Raw genomic sequence first — 14,934 nt, 5'->3', positions numbered from 1 at the left:
GTCTCGACCGACGAGCAGTACACGGTGCCCGCCCGCGGCGAGCGCGTCGGCTCGGCGACCAGGTGCGCCCGGAGGGCGGGCTCGGCCACGCGGAGGTAGCTGTCGACGGTCTCGTCGCCGCGGGGCGACCAGGAGATCACGAGCAGGCCGCCCTCCTCGACGACGCGGTCGATCACGTAGCTGCCCTGGCCCGCTCCGCGCAGGAGGGAGGCCGGGATCACCGTCTCGCGCTCGCCGACGAGGGCGATCACGACGCCGCGCTCGTGGAGGCGCAGCACCGCGTTGCCGCGGAAGCCGAGCCCCGGCAGCACGACGCGCTCGAGCGGCTGCTCGAAGCGGGTCGTGGCCACGTACGGGAGGTCGACGCGCTCGACCTCGGCGCCCAGCGAGGACGCGGGCACGGGCTCCGGCGCGAGGGCGGCCGAGCGGCGGCGCCGCGCGCGCCAGGAGAGCAGCATGCCGACGAAGACGAGGACGACGACCGCGGCGATGACGATCGTGATCGCGGCCCTATCCACGGGAGGCCTTCGCGGAGGCGGCGACGACCGCCGCGTCGACGAGCTCGCCGTCCAGCACGGTCGGGAAGCCCCGGTGGAGGGTGGCGACGACGCGGCCCGGCAGCTCGCGACCGAGGTACGGGGAGTTGCCGCTGCGGCCGCGCAGGTCCTCGACGGAGAAGCGGCGTCGCGCCTCCGGGTCGTAGAGCACGACGTTCGCGGCGGCCCCGACGGCGAGGCCGCGGTCGTAGCCGTCGAGCCGGCCGATGCGGGCGGGGGCGGAGGAGAGCACGCGCGCGACGTCGGACCAGCTCATCCGCCCGTCCTCGACGACGGCGGCGTGCACCACGCTCAGCGCGCTCTCGAGGCCGACCATGCCGAACGCCGCGGCGTCCCACTCGCAGTCCTTCGCCTCGACCGGGTGCGGCGCGTGGTCGGTGGCGACGATGTCGATGGTGCCGTCGGCGAGGGCCTCGCGGAGGGCGAGCACGTCCTCGTCGCGGCGCAGCGGCGGGTTCACCTTGAAGCGGGCGTCGTAGCTCGGCCCGTCCTGGCCGGCGACGGCCTGCTCGGTGAGGAGCAGGTGGTGGGGGGTGACCTCGGCGGTCACGTCGATCCCCCGGGCCTTCGCCCAGCGGATGACGTCGACCGAGCCCGCGGTCGAGACGTGGCAGACGTGCAGGCGGGAGCCCACGTGCTCGGCGAGGAGCACGTCGCGGGCGATGATCGCCTCCTCGGCCACGGCGGGCCAGCCCTGCAGGCCGAGGGCGCTGGAGACGGCGCCCTCGTTCATCTGCGCGCCCACGGTGAGCCGCGGCTCCTGCGCGTGCTGGGCGACGACTCCGTCGAACGCCTTGACGTACTCGAGAGCGCGGCGCATCAGCAGCGCGTCCGAGACGCACTTCCCGTCGTCCGAGAAGACCCGCACGGCCGCGCGGCTGCGGGCCATCGCGCCGAGCTCGGCGAGCGACTCCCCCGCCAGACCCACGGTCACCGCGCCGATCGGGCGGACCGTCGCGTAGCCGGCGTCCTCGCCCAGGCTCTGCACCTGCTCGACCACGCCCGCGGTGTCCTGCACCGGCGAGGTGTTCGCCATCGCGAAGACGGCGGTGAAGCCTCCGGCGGCCGCAGCTCGCGTGCCGGTGAGGATCGTCTCGCTCTGCTCGAACCCCGGCTCGCGCAGGTGGGTGTGCAGGTCGACCAGGCCGGGCAGCGCCAGCAGGCCGTCGGCGTCGATCACGCGGGCCCCGCGCGAGTCGAGGTCGGCGCCGATCTCGACGATCACGCCCCCGTCGATCAGCAGGTCGGCGGTCGACTCGTCGGCGAGCGTCGCTCCCGAGATCAGGATCCGCTCCGGCGCCGTGCTCTGAAGCGGCTGGGCAGTGCTCATCAGTGGACCTCCCGTTCGCCGGACAGCAGCAGGTAGAGCGCGGCCATCCGGACGGACACTCCGTTCGTGACCTGTTCGAGCACCGTGGAGCGGCTCGAATCGGCGGCCGCCGAGGAGATCTCGACGCCCCTGTTCATGGGTCCGGGGTGCATGACGATGGTATCGGGACCCAGCCGGGCGAGCCGCTCGTCGTCGAGGCCCCAGATCCGCGCGTACTCCCGGCCGTTGGGGAAGAACCCGCTCGACATCCGCTCGAGCTGGATGCGCAGGAGCATCACGACGTCGGGGAGCCCGGTGTCGATCGCCTCGTCCAGATCGAAGCGGATGGTCGCGGGCCAGTCGCGCGTGTCGACCGGCACGAGGGTCGGCGGTGCGACCAGGGTCACCTCGGCGCCCAGCGCCGTCAGCAGCCAGACGTTCGAGCGCGCCACCCGCGAGTGCAGGACGTCGCCCACGATCGTGACCGCGACGCCGTCGAGGCTCTTGCCGCGGGACGCGGAGGCGCCGTGCAGGCGCCGGCGGATGGTGAACGCGTCCAGGAGCGCCTGGGTCGGGTGCTCGTGGGTCCCGTCACCGGCGTTGAGGATCGATGCGTCGATCCAGCCGCTCGCCGCCAGAACCGCGGGGGCTCCGGAGGCGCTGTGGCGGATGACCACGCCGTCGGCGCCCATCGCGGCGAGCGTCTGCGCGGTGTCCTTCAGGCTCTCGCCCTTGGAGACGCTGGAGCCCTTCGCGCTGAAGTTGATGACGTCGGCCGAGAGCCGCTTCGCCGCCGCCTCGAACGAGATCCGCGTGCGGGTGGAGTCCTCGAAGAAGAGATTGACCACGGTCTTCCCGCGCAGGGTCGGCAGCTTCTTGACCTCGCGGTTCTGCACGTCCGCCATGTCCTCGGCGATGTCGAGGAGTGCGATCGCGCTCGCGCGGTCGAGGTCCCGGGTCGAGAGCAGGTGCTTCACGGAGCCGTCTCCTCGCCGGTGGCCTGCGACTCGATCGCGACCAGGTCCTCACCGTCCGTCTCGACGAGCCGGACGTTGATCCGCTCGCTCAGGCTGCTCGGCAGGTTCTTGCCGACGAAGTCCGCCCGGATCGGGAGCTCGCGGTGCCCGCGATCGACCAGCGCGGCCAGCCGCACGGCCCGCGGACGGCCGATGTCGCTGAGGGCGTCCAGGGCGGCGCGGATGGTGCGGCCCGAGAAGAGGACGTCATCGACGAGGACCACGGTCCGGCCGTCGATGCTCGCGGGGACGGCGGTGCGCGCGGGGGTGCGGACCGGGTGCCGGGAGAGGTCGTCGCGGTACATGGTCACGTCGAGGGAGCCGGCGAAGACGGGGGGACCGTCCGGCTCGATCCGCGCGATCGTCTCGGCGATGCGCCTCGCGAGGGCGACGCCGCGCGTCGGGATGCCGAGGACGACCAGCGACTCGGGGCCGCGGTTCGACTCGAGGATCTCGTGGGCGATGCGCGTGAGCGCTCGCGTGATGTCAGCGCCGTTGAGCACGATTCGTGCCGTCACACCGACCTCCTTCCCCGCCTCACAGGACGGCTGTTAAAGGAAAAGCCGTGTCGAGTATAGGGGCCGTCGCGCGGCCCGCCGGACGGCCTCCCCGGGAACGACCTCGGCCCGCCCGATCACGGGGATCCGGCGGGCCGAGCAGGTCTCCGGGGCGGGTCAGGCCGTCGTGCGGGACTCCGCGACGGAGGCGAGGAGCCCGTTGATGAAGCCCGCCGAGTCGTCGGTCGACAGCGACGTGGCGGCCTCGACGGCCTCCGAGATGGCGACGCCGTCGGGCACCGCGTCGTTGTGCAGGATCTCCCACACCCCGATCCGGAGGATCGCGCGGTCGACCAAGGGCATGCGCGAGAGGGTCCAGCCCTGGGCGAGCCGGGCGATCAGCTCGTCGATCTCGTCGGCGTGGTCGATGACCCCGTCGACGATCTCACGGGCGTAGAGCCACGAGGCCTCACGGGCCGGCTCGTTCGCCGCCCGCTCGGCCTCGGCGCGCAGCGACTGGGCGAAGCTGATCTGCCGGACGTCGGCGTTGTAGAGGATGTCGAGGGCGCGCTTGCGCGCCTTCGTGCGAGCACTCACGGGAGGCCCGGCTCAGCTGACGCGGCCGAGGTAGTCGCCCGTGCGGGTGTCGACCTTGACCTTCGTGCCCTGCTCGAGGAAGAGCGGGACCTGGATCTGGTAGCCGGTCTCGACCGTCGCGGGCTTGGTGCCGCCGGTCGAGCGGTCGCCCTGGAGGCCCGGCTCCGTGTAGGTGATCTCGAGGACGACCGAGGCGGGGAGGTCGATATAGAGCGGGTCGCCGTCGTGCAGGGCGAGGGTCACGTTCTGGTTCTCGAGCATGAAGTTCGCCGCGTCGCCGACGACCGCCTCGGGGACGGTGATCTGGTCGTAGTCGCTGGTGTCCATGAACACGAAGTCCGCGCCGTCGCGGTAGAGGTACTGGAAGTCGCGGCGGTCGACGTTGGCCGTGTCGATCTTGGCGCCCGCGTTGAAGGTCTTGTCGACGACCTTGCCCGTGAGGACGTTCTTCATCTTGGTGCGGACGAAGGCGCCGCCCTTGCCCGGCTTGACGTGCTGGAAGTCGATGACGTTCCAGAGCTGGCCGTCGATGCTGAGGACGGTGCCGTTCTTGATGTCGGTGGTAGAGGCCATGCGAAGGGGGATCCGTTTCGGTGGAAGTCTGCGCCGGCGAGCCCGGTACGCGGGCGCGGCGATATCGGCCGGTCCGGCTGACCCGTCGAGTGTAGTCGACGCGGCCCCGTCGGCAGAGGAGTCTGGACGCCGCGTGCGAATCGCCCCACCGGTCCGCCGGAGCGCGAGACGGTGGAGGACCGACCCCGAGGAGGAGCGCATGGACGCCGTTCCCGCCGACACCGTCGTGCCGCCCTGGTACTCGATCGCGTTCACCGCGGCGCCGATCGTCATCGCCGTCGTGATCGTGCTCGTCGTGGTGCTGATCGTCGTGAACGTGCGCCGGGCGCGCTCGCTCGGAGTGGACCCGCTGACCCTGCGGACCGACGTCGCGGCCCGCTTCGCGCGCGAGGGTCCCGGCTCCGCCCGCCCGCTGGCGGACCGGCTCGCCGAGCTGGAGGCGCTGCGAGCGGCGGGCACGATCACCGAGGCCGAGTACGCCCAGGCGCGGAGGGCCGCCCTGGGCGGAGGCTGACGGCGCCGCCCGGGCTCAGCCGAGTCGGACCTACGATCCGATCTCCTGGTACGCCGCGAACAGCAGCGACGTCTCCGGCCCCTGCAGGATGCTCGGGCGGGCGATGTCGTCGAGGACCACGAAGCGGAGCATCCCCGCGCGGGTCTTCTTGTCGCGCTGCATCGCGGCGAGGAGCGTCTCCCATCGTCCGAGCGGGTAGCTCGTCGGCAGGGTCAGCGACTCGAGGACCCGGCGCTGGCGGTCCACGACCGCGTCGCTGAGCGATCCGGTCAGGCGCGAGAGCTCGGCCGCGAACATCATCCCGACGGAGACGGCCGCGCCGTGGCGCCACTGGTAGCGCTCGGCGTGCTCGACCGCGTGCCCGAGGGTGTGCCCGTAGTTCAGGATCTCGCGCAGGCCCTTCTCGGTGAAGTCCTCGCCGACGACCCGCGCCTTGATCCCGATCGACAGCTCGACCAGGCTGCGGAACTCCTCCGACGTCGGGTCGGTGGCCAGGTCGATGTCGGACTCGATGATGTCGAGGATGCGCGGCTCGGCGATCATCCCGTACTTCACGATCTCGCCGAAGCCGGCGAGGATCTCGTTGCGCGGGAGGCTGGTCAGCACGTCGAGGTCGGCGACGACCGCCCGTGGCGCGTGGAAGGCGCCGACGAGGTTCTTGCCCTCGGCCGTGTTGATGCCGGTCTTCCCGCCGACGGCCGCGTCGACCATCCCGAGCACGGTGGTCGGCACCTGCACCAGGTCGACCCCGCGGAGCCAGGTGGCGGCGACGAAGCCGGCCAGGTCGGTGATCGCGCCGCCGCCGAAGCCGACGACCGCATCCGTGCGGGTGAAGTCCGACTGCCCCATCACCTGCCAGCAGAAGGCCGCCACCTCCACGCGCTTCGCGGCCTCGGCGTCCGGCACCTCGGCGAGCAGCACCTCGTAGCGCTCGAGCAGGCTCTCGCGGATCTCGGCGGCGAGGACCGCGAGGGTCGGCGGGTGCACGATGAGCACCTTCGCGGCCCGGGGGCCGATCGCGTCGGCGAGGCCGTCGAGGAGTCCGCGCCCGACGTGGATGTCGTAGCCGTTCTCTCCGGCGACGGGGATGGCGGTGGTGCCGTCGTTCATGACTGTCTTCCGCTCGGGCGGCTCGTGGCCGCCGGGTCCGATGGTGCAGGGGTGGCGGAGGGGCGCTGCGCGCGCACCCACTCCGCGATCTCGGCGGCGATCAGGGTGATCGGCCGCCGGGAGGTGTCGACCACGGTGTCCGCGAGGGACTCGTAGACCGGGCGCCGCTCGTCGAAGATGCGGACCCAGTCGCCGACCCCGCCGCGCACCAGCGGGCGGGAGCCGGAGCCGAGCCGGTCGCGGACGGCCTCGGCCGTGGTGGTGAGGAGCACGACGGGCACGTCCGCGAGGTCGGCGCGCGTCGCGGGATCGAGCACCGCTCCCCCGCCGAGGCTCAGCACCACGTCGCGGCGGACGGCGCGCTCGACGACACGGCGCTCCTCCCGGCGGAAGGCCGGCTCGCCGTGGGCGTCGAAGTAGGGGGCGATCGGGCCGTGGGTGCGCACGAACTCCGCGTCGGAGTCGACGAACCCGGCGCTCAGCGCCTTCGCGACCCGCTTGCCGATCGTCGTCTTGCCGGCCCCCATCGGGCCGATCAGGACGAGGCGGGCGCGGGCCGCGCCGGTATCGTGACCCGCCATCAGCGGGCCGCCGAGGACGCGGCCATCAGTCGAGCCCGAGAGCCGGGTCGCTCGCGGCGGCCGTGCGGAGCTCGTCGGGGATGGCGGCGAGGTAGCCCTGCAGGTTGCGGCGGGTCTCGGTGACGCTGTCGCCGCCGAACTTCTCGAGCACGGCGTTCGCGAGCACCAGGGCGACCATCGCCTCCGCGACGACACCGGACGCCGGCACCGCGCAGACGTCGGAGCGCTGGTGGTGGGCGCCGGCCGCCTCGCCGGTGGCGACGTCGACGGTGCGCAGCGCGTGCGGCACGGTCGCGATCGGCTTCATGCCGGCGCGGACCCGCAGCACGGTCCCCGTGCTCATCCCACCCTCGGTGCCGCCGGCCCGGTCGCTGGACCGGGAGATCCCGGCGGCGGACTGGAACAGCTCGTCGTGCGCCTCCGAGCCGCGGCGGGTGGTGGTGAGGAAGCCGTCGCCGACCTCGACGCCCTTGATCGCCTGGATCCCCATCAGGGCCGCCGCGAGCTGGGAGTCGAGACGACGGTCCCAGTGCACGTAGGAGCCGAGTCCGGGCGGGAGATCGTACGCGAGGACCTCGACCACGCCGCCGAGCGTGTCGCCGTCGTCGTGGGCGCGGTCCACCTCGGCGACCATGAGGGCGCTGGTCGCGGCGTCGTGGCAGCGCAGCGGATCCGCGTCCAGGGCGGCGACGTCGGCCGGGCCGGGCAGCGGCGAGCCCTCGGGCACGCGGACAGGCCCGATGGCGAGGGTGTGGCTGACGAGCGAGACGCCGAGCTCGCCGAGGAAGCGGCGGGCGACGGCCCCGAGGGCGACGCGGGCCGCGGTCTCGCGGGCGGAGGCGCGCTCGAGCACGTTGCGGGACTCGGGGAAGCCGTACTTCTGCATCCCGACGAGGTCGGCGTGGCCCGGGCGGGGCCGGGTGAGCGCGGCGCCGCGGCCCTTGGGCAGGCTCTCGGGGTCGCGGGGCTCCGCCGACATGACGTCGACCCAGCGCGGCCACTCCGTGTTGCCGATGCGCAGGGCGATGGGGCTGCCCATCGTCGCTCCGTGCCGGACGCCGGAGGAGATCGTCAGCTCGTCCTGCTCGAAGTTCATCCGGGCTCCGCGGCCGTAGCCGAGCTTCCGGCGCGCCAGATCGGCGCGGATGTCGTCGAGGGAGACGGGGACGCCCGCCGGCAGTCCTTCGAGGACGGCGACGAGTTCGGGACCGTGGGATTCCCCGGCCGTGAGCCAACGGAGCATCCTCCGATTCTGGCACACGAGGTCAGTGCGCCGGACCCGCCGAGACGGCTCGGCGCATCGCCGCGAGCACCTCGTCCTCGCGATCGAGAGGCAGGGCCGGGTCGCCGCCGACGAAGATCCGCACCTGCACGAGTGCCTGGTGGAGCAGCATCCCGAGCCCGGAGACGACCGGGGAGCCGCCCTGCTCCCAGCGCCGGGCGAGAGCGCTCGGCCACGGGGAGTACGCCACGTCGAACAGGGTCGAGCCCGCGACCGCCGCGTCGGGCACGTCGAGGCCGTCCGCCGCTCCGCCGGGGAGCGTCGAGATCACCAGCGGCGCTCCGGTGGACCAGTCGGCGAAGGAGCGGACCGAGAGCAGGACGCCGAGCGACTCCGCGAGCGGAGCGAGCTCGACGGCCCTCGACGCCGTCCGCAGGACGAGGTCGACCCGCGCCGCGCCCAGCTCGGCGGCGGCGGCCAGGGCGGAGGCGGCGGTCGCTCCCCCGCCGAGCACCTGGACGCGCTCCGCCGAGACGACGCCCGCCTCGGCGAGGGCGCGCACGATGCCCGCGACGTCGGTGTTGAACCCGCGGAGGCGGGGTGCCGGGCCGGAGCGGTCGACCAGCACGGTGTTGACCGCGCCGGTGGCCCGGGCGACCGCGTCCTCCTCCGCCAACAGCGGGCGCACCGCGTGCTTGAGCGGCATGGTCAGCGACAGGCCGTGCCAGGGCTCACCGGACACGACCTCGGAGAGGGTCGCCTCCGTCGTCTCGACGGCGCGGTAGCTCCAGTCGAGCCCGAGCACCCGGTAGGCGGCCGCGTGCAGCGCGGGCGACTTCGAGTGCGCGATCGGCGCGCCGAGGACCGCGAGGCGGTACCCGGCGGCCGTCACTGGTACTCCGGGTGGTCCCGCATCCAGGCCTGCCACTGGTCGACGGCCGCGTTGTGCTCGGCGTCGGTGGTGGAGTAGACCGTCTCGCCCGTCTCGAGGTTCACCGTGACGAAGTACATCCAGGTGCCGTCCGCGGGGTGCATGACCGCGTCGATCGCCACGTCCCCCGGGTTCGAGATCGGCGCGGGCGGCAGACCGTCGCGCTGGTAGGTGTTGTAGACGTTGCCGGCGTCGTTCCGCTCGGCGTCCGTGGTCGAGACGCGGTCGGTCGCGCCGGTGCCGTACGCCACGGTCGCGTCCGACTGCAGGCGCCACCCCTGGTCGAGGCGGTTCTGGAACACGCGCGCGACCTTCGGGAAGTCCTCGGCGACGCGGGCCTCGCGCTGCACGAGGGACGCGAACACCACGACGCGGTAGCGGTCGTCCACCGGCACACCGGCCTGGTCGAGCGACTGGTACATCCGGTCGACCAGCGTCTTCAGGATGTCGTGCGCCGGCGTCGACGGGTCGATGTCGTACGTCGCGGGGAACAGGAACCCCTCGAGGCTCGTCGCCCCGGCCGGGAGCCCGAACGAGCCCCAGTCGGCGGCGGCCGCCTCGAGATCCGTCAGCGCGACCCCGGTACCGTCCGCGATGAGCGGCAGCGCCTCCTTGAGCGCCGTCCCCTCGGGGATGACGAAGGTGTTCGCGAGGCGCGTCGACTCGGAGTCGAGCAGCGCCGACAGTGCGGCCTTGGCGCTCATCTCGGCCTTGAGCGAGTAGGCGCCGGGCTGGAAGACGGGCTCCGGGCTCTGGGCGAGGAGCAGGTCGTAGAAGGGGTCGTACGACTTGATGACCCCGTCCGAGACGAGGTTGTTGGCGATGTCGCTGCCGCCGTCGCCCTGGTGGATCGTGAACAGCACCTCGCTCGAGCCGGTGCCGGTGAAGTCGGTCGGCTCGGGCTCGGCGAACAGGCCGCGCACGGGCTCGAGGAAGATCGTCACCGCGATGGCGACGAGCGCGGCGAAGACGCCGAAGGCCAGAAGCCCGCCGATGAGCCCGCGGCGGCTGCGGCGCTTCTTCGCGCCACCCGTCGCGCGAGCCGCGCGGCGACGCTTCGGGCGCGCGTCCGGGTCGAACGCGGCCGCGTCGTCGCGGCCGCGGGGCTCGGGCACGTCGGGCCCGGTGAAGAGGCGGCCCAGAGGATCGTGCGCCTCAGTCGGCGCGGGCTGCTGCTCCGGAGTCGGGTCGGGCGGAGTCGGCTGCGCCTGCTCGGCGGCGCGGGCGTCGCGGCGGCTCGGGGGGACGTCGGTCACGAGGAGGTCCTTCGTTCGGTTCGAGCAGGACCCCGGCCGGGGTGCCGGCCGAGCGCTCGGAATCGATGGCGTGCTGCAGGATCACCACGGCGGCGACCTGGTCGATCACGGCTCGGGAGCCGCGGGTGGTGCGTCCGGAGCGGTGCAGGGCGCTCTGAGCGGTGACCGTCGACAGCCGCTCGTCGACGAGCCGCACCGGAGCGGTGGGCACCGCCTCGGCGAGCAGTCGAGCGAATCCGCGCGCGTCCTCCGTCGAGGCCGTCTCGGCCCCCGACAGCGACAACGGCAGTCCGACGATGATCGCCTGGGCATCGTACTCGGCGGCGAGGTGCGCGATCCGGGAGACGTCCGAGGATCCGCCGTCAGTGCCCGCCCTCGCGACCGTCTCGACGGGCACCGCGAGCAGGCCGTCGGCGTCGCAGCGGGCGACCCCGATGCGGGCACGGCCCACATCGATGCCGAGCCGGACGCCGAACCGGCTCATTCAGCTGGTCGCTTCCTGCACCACGGCCTCGAGCGCCGCGCCGATGGCGGAGACGTCGGAGCCGCCGCCCTGGGCGAGGTCGTCCTTGCCGCCTCCGCCGCCACCGAGGATCCCGGCGGCGCGCTTGGCGAGCGCACCCGCGCGGCGGCCCTGGTCGCGGGCGGCCTGGTTGGTGGCGACGATCACCGCGGGCTTGCCCGAGACGTCGGCGGCGAGCGCGACGACGGCCGGCTCCTGGCCGAGCCGCTCGCGGACGGAGGTCACGAGGGAGCGCAGCTCGTCGGTCGATCCCGCGGTGCCGATGCTCTCGGCGACGACGGTCGTGCCGCCCACCGTGCGACGGGTCGCGGCGAGGGCGGGCACCCGGTCGGCGAGGGCCTTGGCCTCGAACGCGGCGATCCGCTTCTCGGCGGCCTTGAGGCTCGCGACGAGCTCGCCGATCCGCTCGGGGAGCTGCTCGCGCGGGGTCTTCAGCGAGGACGAGATCGTGCTGACGAGGGCGCGCTCGGCGGCGAGCTCCTGGAAGGCCTCGCGGCCCACGAGCGACTCGACGCGGCGGTTGGTCGATCCGACCGAGGACTCGCTGACCAGGCTGATCACGCCGACCTCGGACGAGCGCCCGACGTGGGTGCCCGCGCAGAGCTCGCGCGACCAGGGCCCGCCGATGTCGACCACGCGGACGACGTCGCCGTACTTCTCGCCGAAGAGGGCCATCGCGCCGAGCGCCTTCGCCTCGTCGATCGGGAGCTCGCGCGTGACGACCTCGAGGTTGTCACGGATCGCCGTGTTGGCGATCTCCTCGATCTCGCTGCGGGTCTCGAGCGAGAGGGCCTGGTTCCACGAGAAGTCCAGGCGCAGGTAGCCCGCCTTGTTGTAGGAGCCGGACTGGTGCGCCTGCGGACCGAGCACCTGGCGCAGCGCGGCGTGGATGAGGTGCGTGCCCGAGTGCGCCTGCGTGGCGCCCCGGCGCCAGTCGCGGTCGACGACGGAGGTGGCGGCGTCGCCCACTCCGACCTCGCCGCTGGCGACCTGGACCTTGTGGCTGATGAGCCCCTTGACGGGCTTCTGCACGTCGAGGACCTCGAGATCGAAGCCGGAGCCGACGATGCGGCCGGCGTCGGCCTCCTGGCCGCCCGACTCCGCGTAGAGGCTGGTCGCCTCGAGGATCACCTCGGCGATGTCGCCCGCGACCGCCTTCGTGACGGAGTGCCCGCCGACGATGAGGCCGAGGATGCGCGTCTCGGTGTCGAGCACGTCGTAGCCGGTGAACAGCGTCTCGCCGTGGGCGCGGAAGTCGGCGTAGACCGAGAGATCGGCCAGCGCCGACTTCTTCGACTTCGCGTCGGCCTTCGCACGCGTGCGCTGCGCGGTCATGAGGGAATCGAACGCCTCGCGGTCGACCGTCAGACCCGACTCCTCGGCGATCTCGAGGGTGAGGTCGATCGGGAACCCGAAGGTGTCGTGCAGGAGGAACGCGGTGTCGCCCGGCAGCGTCGGCGACTCGGCCTTCTTCGTCTTCAGGACCGCGAGGTCGAGGATCTCGGTGCCGGCTGCGAGGGTGCGCAGGAACGCCTCCTCCTCGCCGTAGGCGCTGGTCGAGAGGCGCTCGAACTCCGTGGACACCTCGGGGTAGGCCGACGCCATCGCGTCGCGCGAGGCGGCGAAGAGCTCGGGGAACGTCGCGGTGTCCACTCCGAGCAGGCGCATGGCGCGCACCGTGCGGCGCATCAGGCGGCGGAGGATGTAGCCGCGCCCCTCGTTCGACGGCGTCACGCCGTCCGACAGCAGCATCAGCGAGGAGCGCACGTGGTCGGCGATGACGCGCATGCGGACGTCGTCCTCGTGGACGGCTCCGTAGCGGCGGCCCGAGAGCTCGGCGGCGCGATCGAGGACCGGACGGACCTGGTCGATCTCGTACATGTTCTCGACGCCCTGCTTGAGGAAGGCGACGCGCTCGAGGCCCATGCCGGTGTCGATGTTCTTGCGCGGCAGCTCGCCGAGGATGTCGAAGTCGACCTTGCTCGTGCCCTCGCCGCGGAGGTACTGCATGAAGACGAGGTTCCAGATCTCCACGTAGCGGTCGTCGTCCGTCGCCGGGCCGCCGTCGATCCCGTAGGCGGGGCCGCGGTCGAAGAAGATCTCGGAGCAGGGGCCGGCGGGGCCGGGTTGGCCGGTCGACCAGTAGTTGGTGTCCTTGTCCAGGCGCTGGATGCGCTCGTCCGGCAGTCCCGCGATCGTCTTCCAGAGCGCGATCGCCTCGTCGTCGTCCTTGTAGACGGTGACCCAGAGGTCCTTCTCGTCGAAGCCCAGTCCCCCGTCGCTCTCGGCGCCGGTGAGCAGCTCCCAGGCGTAGCCGATCGCCCCCTCCTTGAAGTAGTCGCCGAAGGAGAAGTTGCCGTTCATCTGGAAGAAGGTGCCGTGACGAGGCGTCTTGCCGACCTCCTCGATGTCGTTGGTGCGGATGCACTTCTGCACGCTGGTGGCACGCGGGTACGGCGCGGGGACCACTCCGGTGAGGTATGGCACGAACGGCACCATGCCGGCGACGGTGAAGAGGAGGCTCGGGTCCTCGCTCACGAGGGAGGCGGAGGGGACCACGGTGTGGCCGCGGCTCCCGAAGAAGTCGAGCCAGCGGTTGCGGATGTCTGCGGTCTGCATGGGTTCCGTTACGGTTCGGTCGGTGACGACGCGGATGTCGGGCGGCGGGGCGTCAGCCCTCGCCGATGGCGGCCTTCAGTTCGGCCTCGCGCTGGTGGTAGCCCTCGGAGACGGCCTCGCCGAGCTCCTTCGCGGTGCGGTTGATGTCGGCGAAGAGCCGGGAGCCCGCCTCGGTGCGCGAGACCTGGTGGGCGACCGCGAATCCGAGGCCGATCCCGATGACGATCAGGAGGATGTTCTTCACGGGGTGTCCTTCCACAGCGGCGGAGCGGGCGCGACGGCGCGACGACCCGTTCGATTCTAGGGCGCGGGCGCGGCGCTACTTCGAGCGCGGCCGCTTCGTGCGCTTCGCGGCGGAGCGGCCGACCGCGGCTCCGGCCTTGTCGGCCGTGCGTCCGGCGACGAGCACGGCGCGGACTCCGGCGGTGAAGCCGGCGAGCTTGATGAGCGGACCGCCGACGGTCGCGGCTGTGAGAGCGACGAGCGCGTTGACGTTGCCGGTGACCTCGGCGACGTCCTTGGTGATCGTGTCCACCCGCGCGAGCTGGTGGTTGGCCTCGCGGAGGGTGGAAGCCGACTCGTCGAGGATCGGCGTCAGGCCGTCGCTGGCCTGCTTGATGGCCTCGCTCGTGCTGTCGAAGACGCGCCCGAGCTTCCAGAGCGGGACGGCGGTGATCGCCACCAGGATCGCGAACACCCCCGCGGCGATGAGCCCTGCGATGTCTCCACCGGTCACGGTGACCTCCGTTCGATGCCGCCCAGCGCGGCACTCCAGCCTACCGACGGGCCGCGAGAGGGTCGGACGCGGGGACGGGCGCTCGGCTCGGGCGCGACGGCCGGATCGGGCGCAGCGCGGGACTCTCGGAGCGCGGCGGGCACTCCGGATCGCGACCCCGGGAACGGTAAAGGCCCCGGTGCGGACACCGGGGCCTTTCTCTGCGGGGCTGGACTCAGCGGGCCGCGTAGTACTCGACGACGAGCTGCACTTCGCAGGTCACGGGGACCTCGGCGCGCTTCGGGCGGCGCAGGAGCGTCGCCTGCAGCTTGTCGATCTCGACCTCGAGGTAGCCCGGGGTCTTGGGGAGGACGTCGACGTGTCCACCGGCGGCGGCGACCTGGAAGGGCTCGGTGCCCTCGGAGCGGGTCTTGACGTGGATGACCTGGCCCGGCTTCACGCGGAAGGAGGGGCGGTCGACCGTCTTGCCGTCCACCATGATGTGGCGGTGGGTGACGAACTGGCGGGCCTGCGCGGTGGTGCGGGCGAAGCCCGAGCGCAGGACGAGGGCGTCGAGGCGCATCTCGAGGAGCTCGACCAGGTTCTCACCGGTCAGGCCCTGGGTGCGGCGCGCCTCCTGGAAGGCGATGCGGAGCTGCTTCTCGCGGATGCCGTACTGGGCGCGCAGACGCTGCTTCTCACGCAGGCGGACCGCGTAGTCGGAGTCGGCCTTGCGCTTCGAGCGGCCGTGCTCACCGGGAGCGTAGGGACGCTTCTCGAGGTAGCGGGCGGCCTTCGGGGTCAGGGGGATGCCGAGGGCGCGCGAGAGGCGCGTCTTCGAGCGGGTACGGGACGTGGTCGACACAGTGGTCCTTCCAAGGTCTGAGAGGTTCGGTCGCAGCTCTCGACCGCCG

16 protein-coding genes and 1 pseudogene are annotated in these 14,934 nt (G+C 72.6%); 1 reads left to right on the top strand and 16 read right to left on the bottom strand.

Going from position 1 to position 14,934, the window contains the following annotated elements:
- From C5D36_RS15465 to efp, 6 genes are all read right to left on the bottom strand, one after another.
- Window positions 1–518 (bottom strand): hypothetical protein (locus C5D36_RS15465; RefSeq protein WP_104296196.1); only part of this gene is annotated, 518 nt, incomplete at its 3' end.
- Window positions 511–1,887: a dihydroorotase gene (locus C5D36_RS15460; protein WP_104224748.1), complete on the bottom strand. Its 1,377-nt coding sequence runs from the start codon at window positions 1,885–1,887 to the stop codon at window positions 511–513. The genes C5D36_RS15465 and C5D36_RS15460, both read right to left, overlap by 8 nt.
- The gene (locus C5D36_RS15455) at window positions 1,887–2,843 is read right to left on the bottom strand and encodes an aspartate carbamoyltransferase catalytic subunit (protein WP_104224749.1); all 957 of its coding nucleotides are present in this window, start codon (window positions 2,841–2,843) and stop codon (window positions 1,887–1,889) included. The genes C5D36_RS15460 and C5D36_RS15455 overlap by 1 nt, the downstream gene beginning before the upstream one ends.
- Entirely contained in the window at window positions 2,840–3,400 is a 561-nt protein-coding gene (pyrR, locus tag C5D36_RS15450) for a bifunctional pyr operon transcriptional regulator/uracil phosphoribosyltransferase PyrR (RefSeq protein WP_104224750.1), read from the bottom strand. The genes C5D36_RS15455 and pyrR overlap by 4 nt, the downstream gene beginning before the upstream one ends.
- Before the next feature lie 156 nt (window positions 3,401–3,556).
- A complete protein-coding gene (gene nusB / locus C5D36_RS15445) occupies window positions 3,557–3,976 on the bottom strand; it encodes a transcription antitermination factor NusB (RefSeq protein ID WP_104224751.1) in 420 nt (139 codons plus the stop codon).
- 12 nt (window positions 3,977–3,988) lie between these two features.
- On the bottom strand, window positions 3,989–4,549 hold the full coding sequence (efp, locus tag C5D36_RS15440; protein WP_068210208.1) for an elongation factor P: 561 nt from the start codon (window positions 4,547–4,549) through the stop codon (window positions 3,989–3,991).
- A 199-nt stretch (window positions 4,550–4,748) separates the two neighbouring features.
- On the opposite strand from efp, the gene C5D36_RS15435 reads away from it, so the two are divergent.
- Window positions 4,749–5,063, top strand: coding sequence for an SHOCT domain-containing protein (locus C5D36_RS15435; protein WP_104296195.1), 315 nt, complete (start codon window positions 4,749–4,751; stop codon window positions 5,061–5,063).
- Window positions 5,064–5,093: 30 nt separating this feature from the next.
- Here C5D36_RS15435 and aroB read toward each other — a convergent pair whose 3' ends face one another.
- The 10 genes and pseudogenes from aroB to rpsD form a co-directional block, all read right to left on the bottom strand.
- Window positions 5,094–6,173 carry a 3-dehydroquinate synthase gene (gene aroB / locus C5D36_RS15430; protein ID WP_104225324.1) on the bottom strand — a complete coding sequence of 360 codons (1,080 nt, stop codon included), beginning with the start codon at window positions 6,171–6,173 and terminating at the stop codon, window positions 5,094–5,096.
- Window positions 6,170–6,754 (bottom strand): shikimate kinase, encoded by a 585-nt coding sequence (locus tag C5D36_RS15425; protein WP_104225325.1) that lies wholly within the window; start codon window positions 6,752–6,754, stop codon window positions 6,170–6,172. The genes aroB and C5D36_RS15425 overlap by 4 nt, the downstream gene beginning before the upstream one ends.
- A 25-nt stretch (window positions 6,755–6,779) precedes the next feature.
- Window positions 6,780–7,997 (bottom strand): chorismate synthase, encoded by a 1,218-nt coding sequence (gene aroC / locus C5D36_RS15420; RefSeq protein ID WP_104296194.1) that lies wholly within the window; start codon window positions 7,995–7,997, stop codon window positions 6,780–6,782.
- Window positions 7,998–8,019: 22 nt separating this feature from the next.
- The gene (locus tag C5D36_RS15415; protein ID WP_258062963.1) at window positions 8,020–8,868 is read right to left on the bottom strand and encodes a shikimate dehydrogenase; all 849 of its coding nucleotides are present in this window, start codon (window positions 8,866–8,868) and stop codon (window positions 8,020–8,022) included.
- Window positions 8,865–10,163, bottom strand: coding sequence for an endolytic transglycosylase MltG (mltG, locus tag C5D36_RS15410; RefSeq protein WP_104313171.1), 1,299 nt, complete (start codon window positions 10,161–10,163; stop codon window positions 8,865–8,867). The genes C5D36_RS15415 and mltG overlap by 4 nt, the downstream gene beginning before the upstream one ends.
- Before the next feature lie 10 nt (window positions 10,164–10,173).
- Window positions 10,174–10,647 (bottom strand): annotated as a pseudogene (ruvX, locus tag C5D36_RS15405) (Holliday junction resolvase RuvX); the annotation flags it as partial.
- The gene (alaS, locus tag C5D36_RS15400) at window positions 10,648–13,305 is read right to left on the bottom strand and encodes an alanine--tRNA ligase (RefSeq protein WP_104296193.1); all 2,658 of its coding nucleotides are present in this window, start codon (window positions 13,303–13,305) and stop codon (window positions 10,648–10,650) included.
- A 52-nt stretch (window positions 13,306–13,357) separates the two neighbouring features.
- Window positions 13,358–13,549 carry a hypothetical protein gene (locus C5D36_RS15395; protein ID WP_104239057.1) on the bottom strand — a complete coding sequence of 64 codons (192 nt, stop codon included), beginning with the start codon at window positions 13,547–13,549 and terminating at the stop codon, window positions 13,358–13,360.
- Between the two features lie 75 nt (window positions 13,550–13,624).
- Window positions 13,625–14,041 carry a DUF948 domain-containing protein gene (locus tag C5D36_RS15390; RefSeq protein ID WP_104224759.1) on the bottom strand — a complete coding sequence of 139 codons (417 nt, stop codon included), beginning with the start codon at window positions 14,039–14,041 and terminating at the stop codon, window positions 13,625–13,627.
- Between the two features lie 214 nt (window positions 14,042–14,255).
- On the bottom strand, window positions 14,256–14,885 hold the full coding sequence (gene rpsD, locus C5D36_RS15385; RefSeq protein WP_068210518.1) for a 30S ribosomal protein S4: 630 nt from the start codon (window positions 14,883–14,885) through the stop codon (window positions 14,256–14,258).
- Window positions 14,886–14,934: the final 49 nt, after the last annotated feature.

It is taken from the genome of Rathayibacter sp. AY1C6, from assembly GCF_002931535.1.
Taxonomy (GTDB): Bacteria; Actinomycetota; Actinomycetes; order Actinomycetales; family Microbacteriaceae; genus Rathayibacter.
This window is presented reverse-complemented; position numbering and strand designations above follow the sequence as displayed.